We start from the raw sequence: 16,484 nt of genomic DNA on the forward strand, positions 1-16,484 counted from the left end.
CGCACCCCCGTCGCCGGAGATGCGGCCCTCAACTGGCTTGCCGGACCGCTTACTTGCGGATCAGGCTGCGCAGCACGTACTGCATGATGCCGCCGTTGCGGTAGTAGTCCGCCTCGCCGGGGGTGTCGATGCGGACGACCGCGTCGAACTCCACACCGGTGTCGGTGGTGACCTTGACCGTGCGGGGGGTCGTGCCGTTGTTCAGCTCGGTCACGCCGGTGAAGGAGAAGGCCTCCTCGCCGGTGAGGCCGAGGGAGTCGGCGGTCGCGCCCTCCGGGAACTGGAGCGGCAGGACGCCCATGCCGATGAGGTTCGAGCGGTGGATGCGCTCGTACGACTCGGCGATGACGGCCTTGACGCCGAGGAGCGCGGTGCCCTTGGCGGCCCAGTCACGGGACGAGCCCGAGCCGTACTCCTTGCCGGCCAGGATGGCCAGCGGGGTGCCCTGCTCGATGTAGTTGCGCGAGGCGTCGTAGATGAACGACACCGGCGCGTCGGCCTGGGTGAAGTCGCGGGTGTAGCCGCCCTCGGTGCCCGGCGCGATCTGGTTGCGCAGGCGGATGTTGGCGAACGTGCCGCGGATCATGACCTCGTGGTTGCCACGGCGCGAGCCGTAGGAGTTGAAGTCACGGCGCTGGACGCCGTGCTCCGTGAGGTACTGACCGGCCGGGGTGTCGGCCTTGATCGCACCGGCCGGGGAGATGTGGTCGGTGGTGACCGAGTCGCCCAGCTTGGCCAGGACGCGCGCGCCCGTGATGTCGGAGACCGGGGTGGTCTCCATCGTCATGCCCTCGAAGTACGGGGGCTTACGGACGTAGGTGGACTCGGTGTCCCACTCGAAGGTGTTGCCGGTCGGGATCGACAGGGCCTGCCACTGGGCGTCACCCGCGAAGACGTCCTGGTAGGACTTGTTGAACATGTCCTCGCCGATGGAGTTGGCGACGACGTCGTTGACCTCGGCCTCCGTCGGCCAGATGTCCGCGAGGTAGACCGGCTTGCCGTCCTGGTCGATGCCCAGGGCGTCCTTGGTGATGTCGACCTTCATCGAACCGGCGAGGGCGTACGCGACGACCAGCGGCGGGGACGCCAGGTAGTTCATCTTGACGTCGGGGTTGATGCGGCCCTCGAAGTTGCGGTTGCCGGACAGGACCGACGTGACCGCCAGGTCGTGCTCGTTGACCGCCTTCGAGACCTCCTCGGGCAGCGGGCCCGAGTTGCCGATGCAGGTGGTGCAGCCGTAGCCGACGAGGTTGAAACCGACCTTGTCCAGGTACGGCGTCAGACCGGCCTTGTCGAAGTAGTCGGTGACGACCTTCGAGCCCGGGGCGAGGGTGGTCTTGACCCACGGCTTGCGGGTCAGGCCCTTCTCCACGGCCTTCTTCGCGACGAGCGCGGCGGCGACCATCACGTACGGGTTCGACGTGTTGGTGCAGGAGGTGATCGCGGCGACGGTGACGGCGCCGTGGTCGATCTCGTAGGTCGAGCCGTCGGGGGCCGTGACCGTGGTCGGGCGCGAGGGAACGCCGTTGGTGGAGGCCGGGGAGTCGGAGGCCGGGAAGGACTCCTTGCCCGCCTCGTCGTCGTCCTCGACGTAGTTGCGCACGTCGAGCGCGAACTGCTGCGCGGCGTTCGCGAGGACGATGCGGTCCTGCGGACGCTTCGGGCCGGCGATAGAGGGGACGACCGTGGAGAGGTCGAGCTCCAGCTTCTCGGAGAAGTCGGGCTCGGCGGCCGGGTCGAGCCAGAGGCCCTGCTCCTTGGCGTACGCCTCGACGAGCGCGACCTGCTGGGCGTCGCGGCCCGTCAGCTTCAGGTACTTCAGCGTCTCGTCGTCGATCGGGAAGATCGCGGCGGTGGAGCCGAACTCGGGCGACATGTTGCCGATGGTGGCGCGGTTGGCGAGGCTCGTGGCCGCCACACCCTCGCCGTAGAACTCGACGAACTTGCCGACGACGCCGTGCTTGCGCAGCATCTCGGTGATGGTCAGCACGAGGTCGGTGGCGGTGGTACCGGCCGGCAGCTCACCGGTCAGCTTGAAGCCGACGACGCGCGGGATGAGCATGGAGACCGGCTGGCCGAGCATCGCGGCCTCGGCCTCGATGCCGCCGACGCCCCAGCCCAGGACGCCCAGGCCGTTGACCATCGTGGTGTGCGAGTCCGTGCCGACCAGGGTGTCGGGGTAGGCCTGGCCGTTACGGACCATGACCGTACGGGCCAGCTTCTCGATGTTGACCTGGTGGACGATGCCGGTGCCCGGGGGGACGACCTTGAACTCGTCGAAGGCGGTCTGGCCCCAGCGCAGGAACTGGTAGCGCTCCTTGTTGCGGCCGTACTCCAGCTCGACGTTCTGACCGAAGGCGTCGGCGGTACCGAACTTGTCGGCGATGACGGAGTGGTCGATGACCAGCTCGGCCGGGGCCAGCGGGTTGATCTGCGCCGGGTCGCCGCCGAGCTCCTTCACGGCCTCACGCATGGTGGCGAGGTCCACGACACAGGGCACACCGGTGAAGTCCTGCATGATCACGCGGGCCGGCGTGAACTGGATCTCCTGGGACGGCTGGGCCTGGGAGTCCCAGGTGCCGAGCGCACGGATGTGGTCGGCGGTGATGTTCGCGCCGTCCTCGGTGCGGAGCAGGTTCTCAAGGAGAACCTTCAGGCTGTAAGGGAGGCGCGCGGAGCCCTCGACCTTGTCCAGCTTGAAGATCTCGTACGACTCGTCGCCCACGCGCAGCGTGCTGCGGGCGTCGAAGCTGTTCGCCGACACGACAGTCTCCTTCATATATGTGCGCGTTCCACCGCATCCTGCCGCCACGACGGGTTCGCCGATCCGCTAAGGTAAGGCTAAGTTAGGTAACCCTTACCGAGCGCGGCGGCTGCGGTGTGCCTCTGTAGATATCTCGATGTCGAGATAACTCTAGTACATGAGGCCGGACTGGTCATGCCCGGCCTTCGCCGAGCCGTCCCGCCGCGCCACCGGCGGACCGTCCCCCTCATCGTCCCGCACCCGCGCCCGCACGCCACCAGGGCCGATTGACGGCCCGTCACTCCAATGGACCCCCCAGAATGCGGCATCTCATATCTGAGATAGCCTGCCGACATGGCAGACGACTACCTCGTACGTATCGGCAAGCTCATCCGTGACGCCCGCCAGCACCGGGGCTGGACACAGTCACAGCTGGCCGAGGCGCTCGGCACCAGCCAGAGCGCCGTCAACCGCATCGAGCGCGGCAACCAGAACATCAGCCTTGAGATGATCGCCCGCATCGGCGAAGCGCTCGACAGTGAAATCGTCTCTCTGGGTTACGCGGGTCCGATGCACCTGCGCGTGGTCGGCGGCCGTCGCCTGTCCGGGTCGATCGACGTGAAGACGAGCAAGAACGCCTGCGTGGCGCTGCTGTGCGCCTCGCTCCTCAACCGGGGCCGCACGGTCCTGCGCCGCGTCGCCCGCATCGAGGAGGTCTACCGCCTCCTCGAGGTCCTGAACTCCATCGGCGTCCGGACCCGGTGGACAAACGGCGGCGTGGACCTGGAGATCGTGCCGCCGGCCGCCCTCGACATGGACGCCATCGACGCGGCCGCGGCCCGCCGCACGCGCTCGATCATCATGTTCCTCGGCCCGCTCCTGCACCGCCTCGACCACTTCAAGCTCCCGTACGCGGGCGGCTGCGACCTCGGCACCCGCACCATCGAGCCGCACATGATCGCGCTGCGCCGGTTCGGTCTGGACATCACCGCGACCGAGGGGCTCTACCACGCACAGGTCGAGGCGGGGGTCTCCCCCGGGCGGCCGATCGTGCTGACCGAGCGCGGCGACACCGTGACCGAGAACGCGCTGCTCGCGGCCGCCCGCCACGACGGCACCACCGTCATCCGCAACGCGTCCTCGAACTACATGGTCCAGGACCTCTGCTTCTTCCTGGAGGCCCTGGGCGTACGGGTCGAGGGCATCGGCACGACCACCCTCACCGTGCACGGCGTGCCGCAGATCGACGTCGACGTGGACTACTCGCCGTCCGAGGACCCGGTCGAGGCCATGAGCCTGCTGGCCGCCGCGGTGGTCACCGAGTCCGAACTGACCGTGAAGCGGGTGCCGATCGAGTTCCTGGAGATCGAGCTCGCGGTCCTGGAGGAGATGGGCCTCGACCACGACCGCACGGCCGAATACTTCGCGGACAACGGCCGCACGCGCCTGGTGGACCTCACCGTCCGGCCCTCCAAACTGGAGGCGCCGATCGACAAGATCCACCCAATGCCGTTCCCGGGCCTCAACATCGACAACGTGCCGTTCTTCGCGGCCATCGCGGCGGCGGCCCAGGGTCAGACCCTCATCCACGACTGGGTCTACGACAACCGCGCGATCTATCTCACCGACCTGAACCGGCTCGGCGGGCGCCTCCAGCTGCTCGACCCGCACCGCGTCCTCGTCGAGGGCCCGACGCGCTGGCGCGCCGCCGAGATGATGTGCCCGCCCGCGCTGCGCCCCGCCGTCGTCGTGCTCCTCGCGATGATGGCCGCCGAGGGCACATCCGTGCTGCGCAACGTCTACGTGATCAACCGCGGCTACGAGGACCTGGCCGAGCGGCTCAACTCCGTCGGCGCACAGATCGAGACGTTCCGGGACATCTGACGCAATTGTTGAACTTCAGGGCCGCGGGAAGAGGTTGAGCAGTTCCTCTCCCGCGGCCCATCGGCGTATCTGCTCCGCGATCAGGCACTCGGCGCGCGGGCGGAAGGCTGCCGAACCGCCGGCCACGTGCGGGGTGATGAGGACTCCGGGGGCGTGGCGCAGGGCGTGGTCCGCGGGGAGGGGCTCCGGGTCGGTGACGTCGAGGGCGGCGCGCAGCCGGCCCGTCGCGGTCTCGGCGAGCAGGGCCTCGGTGTCGAGGGTGCGGCCGCGGCCGACGTTGACGACGAGGGCGCCGTCCGGCAGTGCGGTCATTTCCTTAGGGCCGAACAGGCCGACCGTGGCCGGGTTCTCGGGCAGGACGAGGACCACGATGTCGAGGCCGGGGAGCAGTTCGGGCAGGTCGGCGATGGCGTGGACCCGCTCGTCGGGGCGGGCGCGCCGGGCGACGCGGACGACCTCCGCCTCGCAGGCGAGGAGCCGGGCCTCCAGAGCCGAGCCGATCGAGCCGTAGCCGACGATCGCGACGCGGCTGTCCGCGAGTGAGCGCGTGAAGTGCGGGTCCCAGCGGCCCGCCACCTGGTCGGCGGCCCAGCGGGGCAGCTCGCGCTGGGCCGCGAGGATCAGGCCGAGGGCGTGCTCCGCGGTGGAGGCGTCGTGCAGGCCGCGGCCGTTGTGCAGGGTGACGCCTTCGGGCAGCAGCGGCTGGAGCTTCTCGACTCCGGCGCTGAGGGACTGGACGGCGCGCAGGCGCGGGAGCCGGGGCAGCAGCCGGTCCGCGTCGGGGGCCGCGTAGGGCATGACCCAGAACTCCACGGCGTCCAGGGTCTCCTGCGGGAGTTCGGATACGGGCGTCACGCCGTCCCACACGTGGACGCGGACACCGTCGGGCCAGGGGCCGTGCCGCTGGTCGAGCTGCGGCCAGGGGACGAGTACGTCGGTTTCGGTCATCGCGGGTTTCTCCTTCTGCTGCTTGCCGTCGTGGCATGCGGGCGACCCATTGACCCGGCCGCCACTCCCTCGTAACGTCTTCCCGCCCAGTGAAACACTTTCCATCTCACGGAAAACAGGGGGTCAAGGGATGACAGCGCCGTCGCCCTCCCGGCCGTCCACCGGCGGCTTCTGGAGCTCGACCCGCGCCCGGCACCTGATACCGGTCGCGTTCATCACGTACTCGCTCGCCTATCTCGACAAGTCCAACTACGCGATCGCGTCCGCCGGCGGCATGGCCGACGAGCTGCATCTGTCCGCGGGCCTCGACTCGCTGATCGCCGCGTCGTTCTTCCTCGGCTACTTCGTCTTCCAGATCCCCGGCACGATCTACGCGGAGCAGCGCAGCGCCCGCCGCCTCGTCGCCTGGTCGACCGTGCTGTGGGGGCTCCTCGCCGTCGTGCAGGGCCTGCTCAGCAGCCCGGGTCAGCTGATCGCCGTGCGGTTCGCGCTCGGTGTCGTCGAAGGTGCGGTGCTGCCGTCAATGGTCATGCTGCTCAGCCGCTGGTTCACGCACGGCGAGCGCGGCCGCGCCAACACCCTGCTCATCCTGGGCAATCCGGTCACCGTGATGTGGCTCTCCGCCCTGTCGGGCTGGCTGGTGTCGGTGACGGACTGGCGCGTGATGTTCATCGTCGAGGGCGTGCCCTCGGTCGTCTGGGGCCTGTTCTGCCTGCGGCTCATCAAGGACCGTCCCGAGGACGCCAAGTGGGTCGCGCCGGGCGAGCTGGCAGCCCTGCGCGAGGACCGCGCCGCCGTGCCGGCCGTCTCCGGGAACGTGCGCGAGGAGTACGGCAAGGTCCTGCGCTCGCGTCCCGTGCTGCTGATGGCGGTGCAGTACTTCTTCTGGTCGTTCGGCATGTACGGCTTCATCTTCTGGCTGCCGTCGATCGTGAAGAAGGGCTCCGGCGAGGGCATCGGCACCACCGGCCTGCTGACCGCCGTGCCGTACGCCTTCGCGGTCCTCGCCATGCTGCTCAACTCCCGCATGTCCGACCGCAGCGGGCGACGAAAGGCGGCCGTGTGGCCCTGGCTCGCCGGCGGCGGACTCGCCCTGTTCGGCTCGTACGCGGCCGGGTCCCACTTCCCCGTCGCGCTCGCGCTGCTCGTGGTGGCCGGGCTGTGCCTGTACGCGCCCTACGGCCCGTACTTCGCCCTCGTCTCCACGCTCGCCCCGGCCGGTGTCTCGGGTGCGGCGGTGGCGCTGGTCAACTCGTTCGGCGCGCTCGGTTCGTTCGCCGGGACGTATCTCGTGGGCTGGGTGCGCGGCACCTCGCTCGGGGACGCGGGAGCCTTCGCATTCATGGCGGCGGGGGCGCTGGTCTCGGCCGCGCTGATGCTGGCGGTGCACGAGCCCCGTCCCTCCAGCCCCCGCCCGGGTACGGTGAACCGGCAGCCCACCGCTGCCACCACCACCTGAGTGCGCCGGGGACCGGTCCCCGCGTACGGGCGCAGCACACGGGAGACGAGCAGCGTGACCACGACGTCCGGCGACGACATGCTCGGCCGGGGCCTGCGACTCCTCACCGTGCTCGCCGACCACCCCGCGGGCCTGGGGGTGAGCGCCGCGGCCCGCGCCGCGGCGCTCCCGGTCAGCAGCGCCCACCGGCTCCTCGGCCGGCTCGCCGCGGAACGGTTCGTGGCGTACGACGAGGACACCCGGCGCTACGCGCTGGGGGTCCGGGTGCTCGAACTGTCGCGGGGCTTCCAGCGCTCACCGGCCGGTTACTCCGCGGCGGCGGCGCCGATGCGCAGGCTCGCCGACCGCACGGGGCTGCCCGCCATCGCGGGCGTCCTCCACGACGCGGAGGTGCTGCTCGTCCTCACCGCGCAGGGCACGCAGCACCTCCAGCTGCGCAGCGCGGAGGGCACCCGTAACGCCTGGCACGCGACCTCGCTCGGCAAGGTCCTCGTCGCGGGCCTGCCCGAGCGTGAGCGCGACGAGCTGCTCGCGGCCGGGCTGGCCGCGGTGACCGGCCGCACGGTGACCGACCCGGCGGCGGTCCGCGAGGAGCTCGACGCGGTGCGCGAGCGCGGCTGGGCCGAGGTCGACGAGGAGAACGAGGTCGGCGTCCGGTCGATCGCCGTCGCCGTGCCCTCGCCGCACGGTGACCCGCCGCGCCTCGCCGTCTCGCTCGGCGCGGCCGTGGCCCTGACCGGCGCCGGCGAACTGCGCGCGCACGTCGCGGCCCTGCGCGCGTGCGCGGAGGACATCGCGGCGCACATGGACCACTGAGCACGTCTGCGGGTGTGACGGCCGCCGCCCGGTGACATTCATCCCGGGGAGGGCGGCCACCGGGCCCCCGCACCGCCCCCCGGGAGGAACGCACGATGACCGAGCTGATGAAGGCCGTCCAGTACCGCACTGTGGGTGCCGCCCCCGAAGTCGTGCGGATCCCCGTGCCCACCCCCGGTCCCGGCCAGGTCCTGCTGCGGATGACGGCGGCCGGTGTCTGCCACTCCGACATCGCCGTGATGAGCCTGCCCGCCGAGCAGCTGGGCTTCCCGCTGCCGCTCACGCTCGGCCACGAGGGCGTCGGCACCGTCGCGGAGGTGGGTGACGGGGTGGTGGCCGTCAAGGTCGGGGACGCCGTCGCCGTCTACGGGCCGTGGGGCTGCGGCACCTGCGCCAAGTGCGCGGAGGGCAAGGAGAATTACTGCCTGCGCGCCAGGGAACTCGGCATCTTCCCGCCCGGCCTCGGCGCGCCCGGCGCCATGGCCGAGTACATGGTCGTGGACAACCCCCGCCATCTCGTGCCGCTCGGCGCCCTCGACCCGGTGCAGGCGGTGCCGCTGACGGACGCCGGCCTGACCCCGTACCACGCGATCAAGCGGTCGCTGCCGAAGCTGGTGCCGGGGTCGACGGCCGTCGTGATCGGTGCGGGCGGGCTCGGGCACGTCGCGATCCAGCTCCTGCGCGCGCTGTCCCCGGCCTGGGTGATCGCGCTCGACGTGAACGAGGAGAAACTGGCGCTCGCCCGCGAGGTGGGCGCCCACGAGGCGATCCTGTCGGACTCCCAAGCTGTCGAAGAAGTAAGGGAGTTGACGGGCGGCAGGGGTGCCGAGGCGGTCTTCGACTTCGTCGGAGCCGCGCCCACGGTGACGACGGCGGCCGGCTGCGCCGCGGTCGAGGGCGATGTCACCATCGTCGGTCTCGGCGGCGGCAGCCTCGCGGTCGGATTCGGCACCACACCGTACGAGGTGTCGGTGAGCGCGCCGTACTGGGGCAGCCGCGGCGAACTGATGGAGGTGCTCGACCTGGCGCGGGCCGGGGCCCTCTCCGTGCACGTGGAGACCTACGGGATCGACCACGCGCCCACCGCGTACCAGCGGCTGCACGACGGGACCGTGCGCGGGCGCGCGGTGATCCTGCCGCAGCAGTAGCCGGCCGGGACCGACGGGCCCCGCCCTGACGAGAGGCCCTAGGGGGTGTCCGGCACGACCGCCAGTCCGTCCAATTCCACCAGTGCCTGCTCGTCCCACAGGCGGGTCGTGCCGATCACCGCCATCGCGGGGTAGTCGCGGCCCGCCAACTCGCGCCAGATGCGGCCGAGTTCGCGCGCGTGGACCCGGTAGTCGGCGATGTCGGTGGCGTAGACGGTGACGCGGGCGAGGGCGCTCGGGGTGCCGCCCGCGTGGCGCAGGGCGGTGAGGAGGTTGGTCAGGGCCCGCTCGAACTGCTCCGGGAGCGTGTCGCCGGTGACCTTGCCGTCCGCGTCGAGCGCGGTCTGGCCGGCAAGGAAGACGAGGCGGCCGCCGGTGGCGGTGACGGCGTGCGAGAAGCCGGTGGGCGGGGAGAGTTCAGGCGGGTTGATCCGCTCGATGCTGCTCACGCGTACAACTCCTTGGCGATGATGGCGCGTTGGACCTCGCTCGCCCCTTCGTAGATGCGGGGGGCCCGCACCTCGCGGTAGAGGTGTTCGAGAAGGTGGCCGCGTTGCAGGGCGCGCGCGCCGTGCAACTGGACGGCCGTGTCGACGACGTGCTGGGCGGTCTCGGTGGCCAGGAGCTTCGCCATCGCGGCGCGCTGCGGCACGTCGGGGGCGCCCGCGTCGTACGCCGAGGCCGCCGCGTAGACCATGAGGCGGGCCGCCTCCGTGCGCAGGGCGAGATCGGCCACCTGGTGGGCGACCGTCTGCAGGTCCTTGAGCTTGCCGCCGAAGGCGTCACGCCGGGCGGTGTGGTCGAGCGTCGCGTCGAGCGCGGCCTGCGCCATCCCGACGGCGAAGGCGCCGACGCTCGGGCGGAAGAGGTTCAGGGTGGTCATGGCGACGCGGAAGCCACGGTCAAGTTCACCGAGCACGTCGTCGGCGGTGACCGGGACCGCGTCGAAGTCCAGGGAGCCGATGGGGTGCGGGGAGAGCATGTCCAGCGGGGTGCCGGAAAGGCCGGGGCGGTCGGCGGGGACCAGGAACGCGGTGACGCCGCGGGCGCCGGCGTCCTGGGCCGTACGGGCGAAGACGGTGTAGAAGTCGGCCTCGGGGGCGTTCGAGATCCAGGTCTTCTCGCCGATGAGGCACCAGCCTCCGGTGCCGTCCGGCTCGGCCCGCAGGACGAGGGCGGCGGCGTCGGAGCCCGCGCCCGGCTCGCTGAGCGCGAAGGCCGCGACGGCCGTGCCGTCGCTGACGCGCGGCAGCCAGCGCGCGCGCTGCGCGTCGGTGCCGTACGCGTGCACGGGGTGCGCGCCGAGCCCCTGGAGGGCGAGCGCGGTCTCGGCCTCCGTGCAGACGCGGGCGAGGGACTCGCGCATCAGGCACAGGTCGAGGGCGCCGGAGCGGAACAGCCGCTCCAGGAGCCCGAGCCGGCCGAGCTCGGCGACGAGCGGCCGGTTCACCTTGCCAGGCTCGCCCTTCTCGACGAGGGGGGCGAGCCGCTCGGCGGCGAGCGCGCACAGCTCCGCACACCAGGCGGTCTGTACTGGGTCGAGCGAGAATGACGGAGCTGCGGACTTTCCGGTCATCTGGCGGCGCCTCCCGGTTCGCCGGCGGCTCGGGCCGGCTCCGTCACCGTATCGCGGACCGTTGACTGTCGTCACCATCACGATACGCTCGTTCCGCGAGCCCACCGATACCTGTTTGCGCGAGCCCACCATGACAAGGGGGCGCACGGCCATGACAGACGCTCCGCCGCAGCACACGTCGGCCCACGTCGACACCTTCGCGCGCGACCACCTCCCGCCGCCCGAACTCTGGCCCGACCTCGTCTTCGACCTCCCCGAGCTGCGCTATCCCCGCATGCTCAACTGCGGGACCGAACTGCTCGACCGCACCGCCGAACGGTTCGGCGCGGAGCGTCCCGCCTTCCGCACGGGCGACGGCGAGGTGTGGACGTACGGGGAGCTGCGCCGCCGCGTCGACCGGATCGCGCATCTGCTCAGCGGCGAACTGGGCGTGCGGCCGGGGAACCGCGTGCTGCTGCGCGGCCCCACCACGCCCTGGCTCGCGACCTGCTGGCTGGCCGTGATGAAGGCGGGCGCGGTCGCCGTCACCGTGCTCGCGCAGGCACGGGCTCCGGAGCTGGCGACGATCTGCTCCATCGCGCAGGTCACGCACGCACTGTGCGACGCGAGGACGCTGGACGACCTCGTGAAGGCCGAGGTCCCCGGGCTGCGCGTCACGCCGTTCGGCGGCGAGGGGCCCGACGACCTCCTGCGCCGCGGCTCCGGACTGCCCGAGACGTACGAGGCCGTGCCGACCGCCGCCGACGACGTCGCCCTGATCGCTTTCACCTCGGGCACGACCGGGCGCCCCAAGGGCTGCATGCACTTCCACCGGGACGTCCTCGCCATAGCCGACACGTTCGCGCGCCATGTGCTGCGGCCGACGCCGGACGACGTGTTCGCGGGGAGCCCGCCGCTCGGTTTCACGTTCGGTCTCGGCGGGCTCGTCGTCTTCCCGCTGCGGGCCGGCGCATCGTCGCTGCTGCTCGAACAGGCGGGTCCGAGGCAGTTGCTGCCCGCGATCGCCGAGCACGGAGTGTCCGTCCTGTTCACCGCGCCGACCGCGTACCGCGCGCTCCTCGACGGGATCGGCGGCACCGGCGGGCACGCCCTCGCGTCGCTGCGGCGGTGCGTCTCCGCGGGCGAGAACCTGCCGGCCTCGACCTGGCGGGCCTGGCACGAGGCGACGGGCATCCGCATCATCAACGGCATCGGGGCCACGGAACTCCTGCACATCTTCATCTCCGCCGCCGACGACGCGATCCGCCCCGGGACGACGGGCGTACCCGTGCCCGGCTGGCAGGCCCGCGTGGTCGACGAAACGGGCACCGAACTGCCGGACGGGGAACCGGGGTTGCTCGCCGTGCGCGGACCGGTGGGCTGCCGCTATCTCGCCGACGAGCGGCAGACGACGTACGTCCGCGGCGGCTGGAACATCACCGGGGACACGTACGTCCGCGAGAGCGACGGCTACTTCCGGTACGTCGCCCGCGCCGACGACATGATCATTTCGGCGGGGTACAACATCGCGGGCCCCGAGGTCGAGGATGCGCTGCTGCGGCACCCGGACGTCGCGGAGACCGCGGTGATCGGCCGCCCCGACGAGCAGCGCGGGCAGATCACGGTCGCCTACGTCGTGCTGCGCGAAGGTGCCCGCCGGGACCCGGACGCGCTGCGGGCGTTCGTGACGGCCGAGCTGGTGCCGTACAAGTGCCCGCGCGAGATCGTGTTCCTGGACTCGCTGCCGCGCACGGCGACCGGGAAGCTGCAGCGGTTCCGGCTGCGCTCCGCCGGCGATCTAGAGTGACCACGTGTCCGAGCTGCACACTCCCCGGTCCCTGATCGTCACCCTCTACGGCGCCTACGGGCGCGGCTTTCCCGGCCCCGTGCCGGTCGCCGAGCTGATCCGTCTGCTCGGCGCGGTCGGCGTCGACGCGCCCGCCGTGCGGTCCTGCGTGTCCCGCCTCAAGCGGCGCGGGCTGCTCCTGCCGGAGCGCACGGGGTCGGGCGCCGCCGGGTACGCGCTGTCGCCCGCCGCGCGCCAGCTCCTGGACGACGGCGACCGGCGCATCTACGGGGCGCCGGCCGGCGAGGCGGACGGCTGGGTGCTCGCCGTGTTCTCCGTGCCGGAGGCCGAGCGCGCCAAGCGCCACGTCCTGCGCTCACGCCTTGCCGGGCTCGGCTTCGGATCGGCGGCGCCCGGCGTGTGGATCGCCCCGGCGGGCCTGCACGAGGAGACCCGGCACACCCTGGAACGCCTCGGGCTCTCGCCGTACGTCGATCTGTTCCGCGGCGAGCACCTGGGTTACGCGGCGACGGCCGACGCGGTCGCGCGCTGGTGGGACCTGGACCGTCTCACCGCGCTGCACGAGGCGTTCCTCGACGAGCACGCGCCGGTCCTCGCCGCCTGGCAGGACCGCTCCCCCGGCTACGCCCCGGCCGAGGAGGCCTACCGGGACTACCTCCTCGCCCTCGACTCCTGGCGCCATCTGCCGTACGCCGACCCGGGACTGCCCGCCGGACTGCTGCCGGACCGGTGGCCGGGCATCAGGTCGGCGAGCGTGTTCCGGGCGCTGCACGAGCGGCTGCGGGACGCGGGGGCGGCGTTCGCGGGGGCGGCTTTCACCGCTCTCGACCACCCAGCGTGAGCCGGGGCTTGGGCGCGTCAAGACGGCCGGTCTGCGGTGGCCGGCTGCCCGCCGCGTACGGCTTCGGCCACGCGACACCCGGACCGGTGTAGCCCTGCTCGGCCGCCGCGTGCAGGGTCCAGTGCGGGTCGTAGAGATGGGGGCGGGCCAGCGCGCACAGGTCGGTGCGCCCGGCCAGGATCAGCGAGTTGACGTCGTCCCACGAGGAGATCGCGCCGACCGAGATCACCGGGATGCCGGTCTCGTTGCGGATCCGGTCCGCGAACGGCACCTGGTAGGAGCGCCCGTACGCGGGTTTCTCGTCGGCGACGACCTGTCCGGTCGACACGTCGATCGCGTCTGCGCCGTGCGCGGCGAAGGCGCGGGCGATCTCCACGGCGTCGGCCGCGTCCGTGCCGCCCTCCGCCCAGTCGGTGGCGGAGATCCGGACGGTCATGGGCCGCTCGCCGGGCCACACTGCGCGTACGGCGTCGAAGACTTCGAGGGGGAAGCGCAGCCGGTTCGTGAGCGAGCCGCCGTACGCGTCCGTCCGGTGATTGGTCAGCGGCGAGAGGAAGCCGGACAGCAGATAGCCGTGGGCGCAGTGCAGCTCGAGGAGGTCGAAGCCGGCGTCGGCGGCGCGCACGGCGGCAGACGTGAACTGCTCGCGGACATCGGCGAGTTCGTCCCGCGTCAGCTCGTGGGGAGTCTGGCTGCCCGGCTTGTACGGGAGCGGGGACGCGGCGACCAGCGGCCAGTTCCCTTCGGGGAGCGGTTCGTCGATGCCCTCCCACATCAGCTGCGTGGAGCCCTTGCGGCCACTGTGCCCGAGCTGGACGCCGATCGCCGTGCCGGGCGCCCGGGTGTGCGCGAACTCGGTGATGCGGCGCCAGGCCGCGGCCTGTTCCGGCGTGTAGAGACCGGCGCAGCCCGGGGTGATGCGGCCCTCGGGGCTGACGCACACCATCTCGGTCATGACGAGCCCGGCGCCGCCGAGGGCCCGCGCGCCGAGGTGGACGAGGTGGAAGTCGCCGGGGACGCCGTCCTGGGACGAGTACATGTCCATGGGCGAGACGACGACGCGGTTGCGCAGGGTCAGCTCGCGCAGGCGCAGCGGCGTGAACATGGGGGGTGTGCCGGGCGGGCAGCCGAAGTCGTGCTCGACGGCCTCGGTGAAGCGGGGGTCGCGCAGGCGCAGGTTGTCGTGCGTGACGCGGCGGCTGCGGGTGAGGAGGTTGAACGCGAACTGGCGTGAGGGCTGGTCGAGATAGAGGCCGAGGTTCTCGAACCACTCCAGGCTGGCGCGGGCGGCGCGCTGCGTGGAGGCGACGACGGGCCGCCGCTCCGCCTCGTAAGCGGCGAGCGCCTCCGCCGTGGTCGGCTGCTCCTGGAGGCAGGCGGCGAGCGCGAGGGCGTCCTCGACGGCGAGCTTGGTGCCGGAGCCGATGGAGAAGTGCGCGGTGTGCGCACTGTCGCCGACGAGGACGACGTTCCCGTGCGACCACTTCTCGTTCACGACCGTACGGAAGGCGGTCCAGGCCGAGTTGTTCGACCTGAGGGCGCGGCCGCCGAGGGCGTCGGCGAAGATCTTGGCGCAGCGCTCGACGGACTCGCGCACGTCGAGTTCGTCGAACCCGGCCGCCCGCCAGACCTCTTCGCGCATCTCGACGATGACGGTGCTGTCACCGGCCGAATACGGGTATCCGTGCAGCTGCATCACGCCGTGCTCGGTCTCTGCGGTCTCGAAGCGGAACGCGTCGAAGGCGAAGTCGGCGGCGAGCCAGATGTAGCGGCAGCGGTGTTCCTCGACGCGCGGCCGGAACACGTCGGCGTGGGCCTCGCGGGTCGCGCTGTGCACTCCGTCGGCGGCGACGACCAGGTCGTGGTCGCGGGCGAGCTCCTCTGCCGGCGGTGCCTCCGCGCGGAAGCGGAGGTTCACGCCGAGCTCCCGGCAGCGCTCGTGGAGGATTTCGAGGAGCCTGCGGCGGCCGAGCGCGGCGAAGCCGTGGCCACCCGAGGTATGGCGGGTGCCACGGTGCACGACGTCGATGTCGTCCCAGCGCACGAACTCGGCCTGGAGCGCGGCGTGGACGACGGGGTCGGCGTGCTCGATGCCGCCGAGCGTCTCGTCGGAGAGGACGACGCCGAAGCCGAAGGTGTCGTCGGGGGCGTTGCGCTCCCAGACGGTGACGTCGCGGCGCGGGTCGAGCCGCTTGAGGAGGGCGGCGGCGTACAGGCCGCCGGGTCCGCCGCCGATGACGGCCACGCGCAGAGGTCGCACGGTCACCGCCCCCGCCACTTGGGCGCGCGTTTCTCCGTGAAGGCCGCGTGGAACTCGGCGTAGTCCTCGCCGTTCATGAGGAGGGCCTGGGTCGCGGCGTCCATTTCGACGGCGGCGGCCAGCGGCATGTCGAGTTCGGCGGTGAGCAGCGCCTTGGTCTGGGCATGCGCGAGGGCCGGGCCCTCGGCGAGGCGGCGGGCCAGGGCCTGCGCGGCCTCGTCGACCTGGCCCTCGTCGGTCAGCTCGCTGATCAGGCCGATGCGCTCGGCCTCGGGGGCGCGCACCGGCTCGCCCAGCATGAGCAGGCGCGTCGCGTGGCCGAGGCCGACGACACGGGGCAGCAGATACGCGGCGCCCATGTCGCCGCCGGACAGGCCTACGCGGGTGAACAGGAACGCGAAGCGGGCGCTCGGGTCGGCGATACGGAAGTCGGCGGCGAGCGCGAGGACGGCACCCGCCCCGGCCGCGACCCCGTGCACGGCGGCGATCACGGGGAAGGGGCACTCGCGCACGGCGCGTACGACCTGCCCGGTCATCCGGTTGAAGTCGAGGAGCTGGGCGGTGTCCATGGAGAGGGTGGCGCCGATGATCTCGTCCACGTCACCGCCGGAGCAGAACCCGCGGCCCTCGCCGGCCAGGACGAGTGCGCGTACGGAACGCTCGCGGGTCAGCTCGGCGAGCAGGTCGCGCAGGTCGGCATAGGCGCCGAAGGTGAGCGCGTTGAGTTTGTCGGGGCGGGCCAGGGTGACGGTGGCGACCCCGTCGTCGACGGCGTACCTCAGATGCCGCCAGTCGTCAGTGCGGGGCGCGGAGCCGGTGAAGGGACTCATGGCGGTGCGGCCTCCTCGGGCGGGGGCGGCGGACGGTACGGCGCGCCTGCCTCGGGCACGTCGCCTCATGAAGTTATCACCGCTTCGTGACTTCCGTCACGAGTACGCGATACGCGATCCCTGCCGCAGGCGTTCGGCCCAGGCAGGGAGCACGTGGTGGGGCACGCAGAGAGGCGGGTGACGGACGTCCCGG

12 protein-coding genes are annotated in these 16,484 nt (G+C 71.9%); 6 read left to right on the forward strand and 6 right to left on the reverse strand.

Annotation, left to right across the window (positions count from 1 at the left end):
* Positions 1-49: 49 nt before the first annotated feature.
* A complete protein-coding gene (acnA, locus tag AC07EJ_RS38060) occupies positions 50-2,764 on the reverse strand; it encodes an aconitate hydratase AcnA (protein ID WP_389480235.1) in 2,715 nt (904 codons plus the stop codon).
* 333 nt (positions 2,765-3,097) lie between these two features.
* Here acnA and AC07EJ_RS38065 point away from each other — a divergent pair, with 333 nt between their 5' ends.
* Positions 3,098-4,627 (forward strand): helix-turn-helix domain-containing protein, encoded by a 1,530-nt coding sequence (locus AC07EJ_RS38065; RefSeq protein ID WP_389480232.1) that lies wholly within the window; start codon positions 3,098-3,100, stop codon positions 4,625-4,627.
* Positions 4,628-4,642: 15 nt separating this feature from the next.
* Here AC07EJ_RS38065 and AC07EJ_RS38070 read toward each other — a convergent pair whose 3' ends face one another.
* Complete coding sequence (locus AC07EJ_RS38070; RefSeq protein ID WP_478885967.1) at positions 4,643-5,575, reverse strand: 2-hydroxyacid dehydrogenase; 933 nt, start codon at positions 5,573-5,575, stop codon at positions 4,643-4,645.
* Positions 5,576-5,705: 130 nt separating this feature from the next.
* Here AC07EJ_RS38070 and AC07EJ_RS38075 point away from each other — a divergent pair, with 130 nt between their 5' ends.
* The 3 genes from AC07EJ_RS38075 (at position 5,706) to AC07EJ_RS38085 (ending at position 8,998) form a co-directional block, all read left to right on the forward strand.
* The gene (locus AC07EJ_RS38075) at positions 5,706-7,034 is read left to right on the forward strand and encodes an MFS transporter (protein WP_389480226.1); all 1,329 of its coding nucleotides are present in this window, start codon (positions 5,706-5,708) and stop codon (positions 7,032-7,034) included.
* A 54-nt stretch (positions 7,035-7,088) separates the two neighbouring features.
* On the forward strand, positions 7,089-7,850 hold the full coding sequence (locus tag AC07EJ_RS38080) for an IclR family transcriptional regulator (RefSeq protein ID WP_389480223.1): 762 nt from the start codon (positions 7,089-7,091) through the stop codon (positions 7,848-7,850).
* Between the two features lie 107 nt (positions 7,851-7,957).
* A complete protein-coding gene (locus AC07EJ_RS38085; protein ID WP_389480478.1) occupies positions 7,958-8,998 on the forward strand; it encodes an NAD(P)-dependent alcohol dehydrogenase in 1,041 nt (346 codons plus the stop codon).
* A 38-nt stretch (positions 8,999-9,036) separates the two neighbouring features.
* On the opposite strand, the gene AC07EJ_RS38090 is transcribed toward AC07EJ_RS38085, so the two are convergent.
* Positions 9,037-9,447 carry a RidA family protein gene (locus AC07EJ_RS38090; protein WP_389480220.1) on the reverse strand — a complete coding sequence of 137 codons (411 nt, stop codon included), beginning with the start codon at positions 9,445-9,447 and terminating at the stop codon, positions 9,037-9,039.
* Positions 9,444-10,574, reverse strand: coding sequence for an acyl-CoA dehydrogenase family protein (locus tag AC07EJ_RS38095; RefSeq protein ID WP_478885968.1), 1,131 nt, complete (start codon positions 10,572-10,574; stop codon positions 9,444-9,446). The genes AC07EJ_RS38090 and AC07EJ_RS38095 overlap by 4 nt, the downstream gene beginning before the upstream one ends.
* Positions 10,575-10,725: 151 nt before the next feature.
* Here AC07EJ_RS38095 and AC07EJ_RS38100 point away from each other — a divergent pair, with 151 nt between their 5' ends.
* Positions 10,726-12,360, forward strand: coding sequence for an AMP-binding protein (locus AC07EJ_RS38100; protein ID WP_478885969.1), 1,635 nt, complete (start codon positions 10,726-10,728; stop codon positions 12,358-12,360).
* Positions 12,361-12,364: 4 nt separating this feature from the next.
* Complete coding sequence (locus AC07EJ_RS38105; RefSeq protein ID WP_478885970.1) at positions 12,365-13,201, forward strand: PaaX family transcriptional regulator; 837 nt, start codon at positions 12,365-12,367, stop codon at positions 13,199-13,201.
* Here AC07EJ_RS38105 and AC07EJ_RS38110 read toward each other — a convergent pair.
* Entirely contained in the window at positions 13,176-15,479 is a 2,304-nt protein-coding gene (locus AC07EJ_RS38110; protein ID WP_389480209.1) for a bifunctional salicylyl-CoA 5-hydroxylase/oxidoreductase, read from the reverse strand. The genes AC07EJ_RS38105 and AC07EJ_RS38110 overlap by 26 nt on opposite strands.
* On the reverse strand, positions 15,464-16,291 hold the full coding sequence (locus tag AC07EJ_RS38115; protein WP_389480206.1) for an enoyl-CoA hydratase family protein: 828 nt from the start codon (positions 16,289-16,291) through the stop codon (positions 15,464-15,466). The genes AC07EJ_RS38110 and AC07EJ_RS38115 overlap by 16 nt, the downstream gene beginning before the upstream one ends.
* Between the last annotated feature and the right edge of the window lie 193 nt (positions 16,292-16,484).

The organism is Streptomyces sp. NPDC045026, from assembly GCF_056432625.1.

Excerpts from the sequence above, each read along its gene's own strand:
- AC07EJ_RS38065 (WP_389480232.1), top strand. The coding sequence starts at position 3,098 with ATGGCAGACGACTACCTCGTACGTATCGGCAAGCTCATCCGTGACGCC.
- AC07EJ_RS38070 (WP_478885967.1), bottom strand. The coding sequence starts at position 5,575 with ATGACCGAAACCGACGTACTCGTCCCCTGGCCGCAGCTCGACCAGCGG.
- AC07EJ_RS38075 (WP_389480226.1), top strand. The coding sequence starts at position 5,706 with ATGACAGCGCCGTCGCCCTCCCGGCCGTCCACCGGCGGCTTCTGGAGC.
- AC07EJ_RS38085 (WP_389480478.1), top strand. The coding sequence starts at position 7,958 with ATGAAGGCCGTCCAGTACCGCACTGTGGGTGCCGCCCCCGAAGTCGTG.
- AC07EJ_RS38095 (WP_478885968.1), bottom strand. The coding sequence starts at position 10,574 with ATGACCGGAAAGTCCGCAGCTCCGTCATTCTCGCTCGACCCAGTACAG.
- AC07EJ_RS38100 (WP_478885969.1), top strand. The coding sequence starts at position 10,726 with ATGACAGACGCTCCGCCGCAGCACACGTCGGCCCACGTCGACACCTTC.
- AC07EJ_RS38115 (WP_389480206.1), bottom strand. The coding sequence starts at position 16,291 with ATGAGTCCCTTCACCGGCTCCGCGCCCCGCACTGACGACTGGCGGCAT.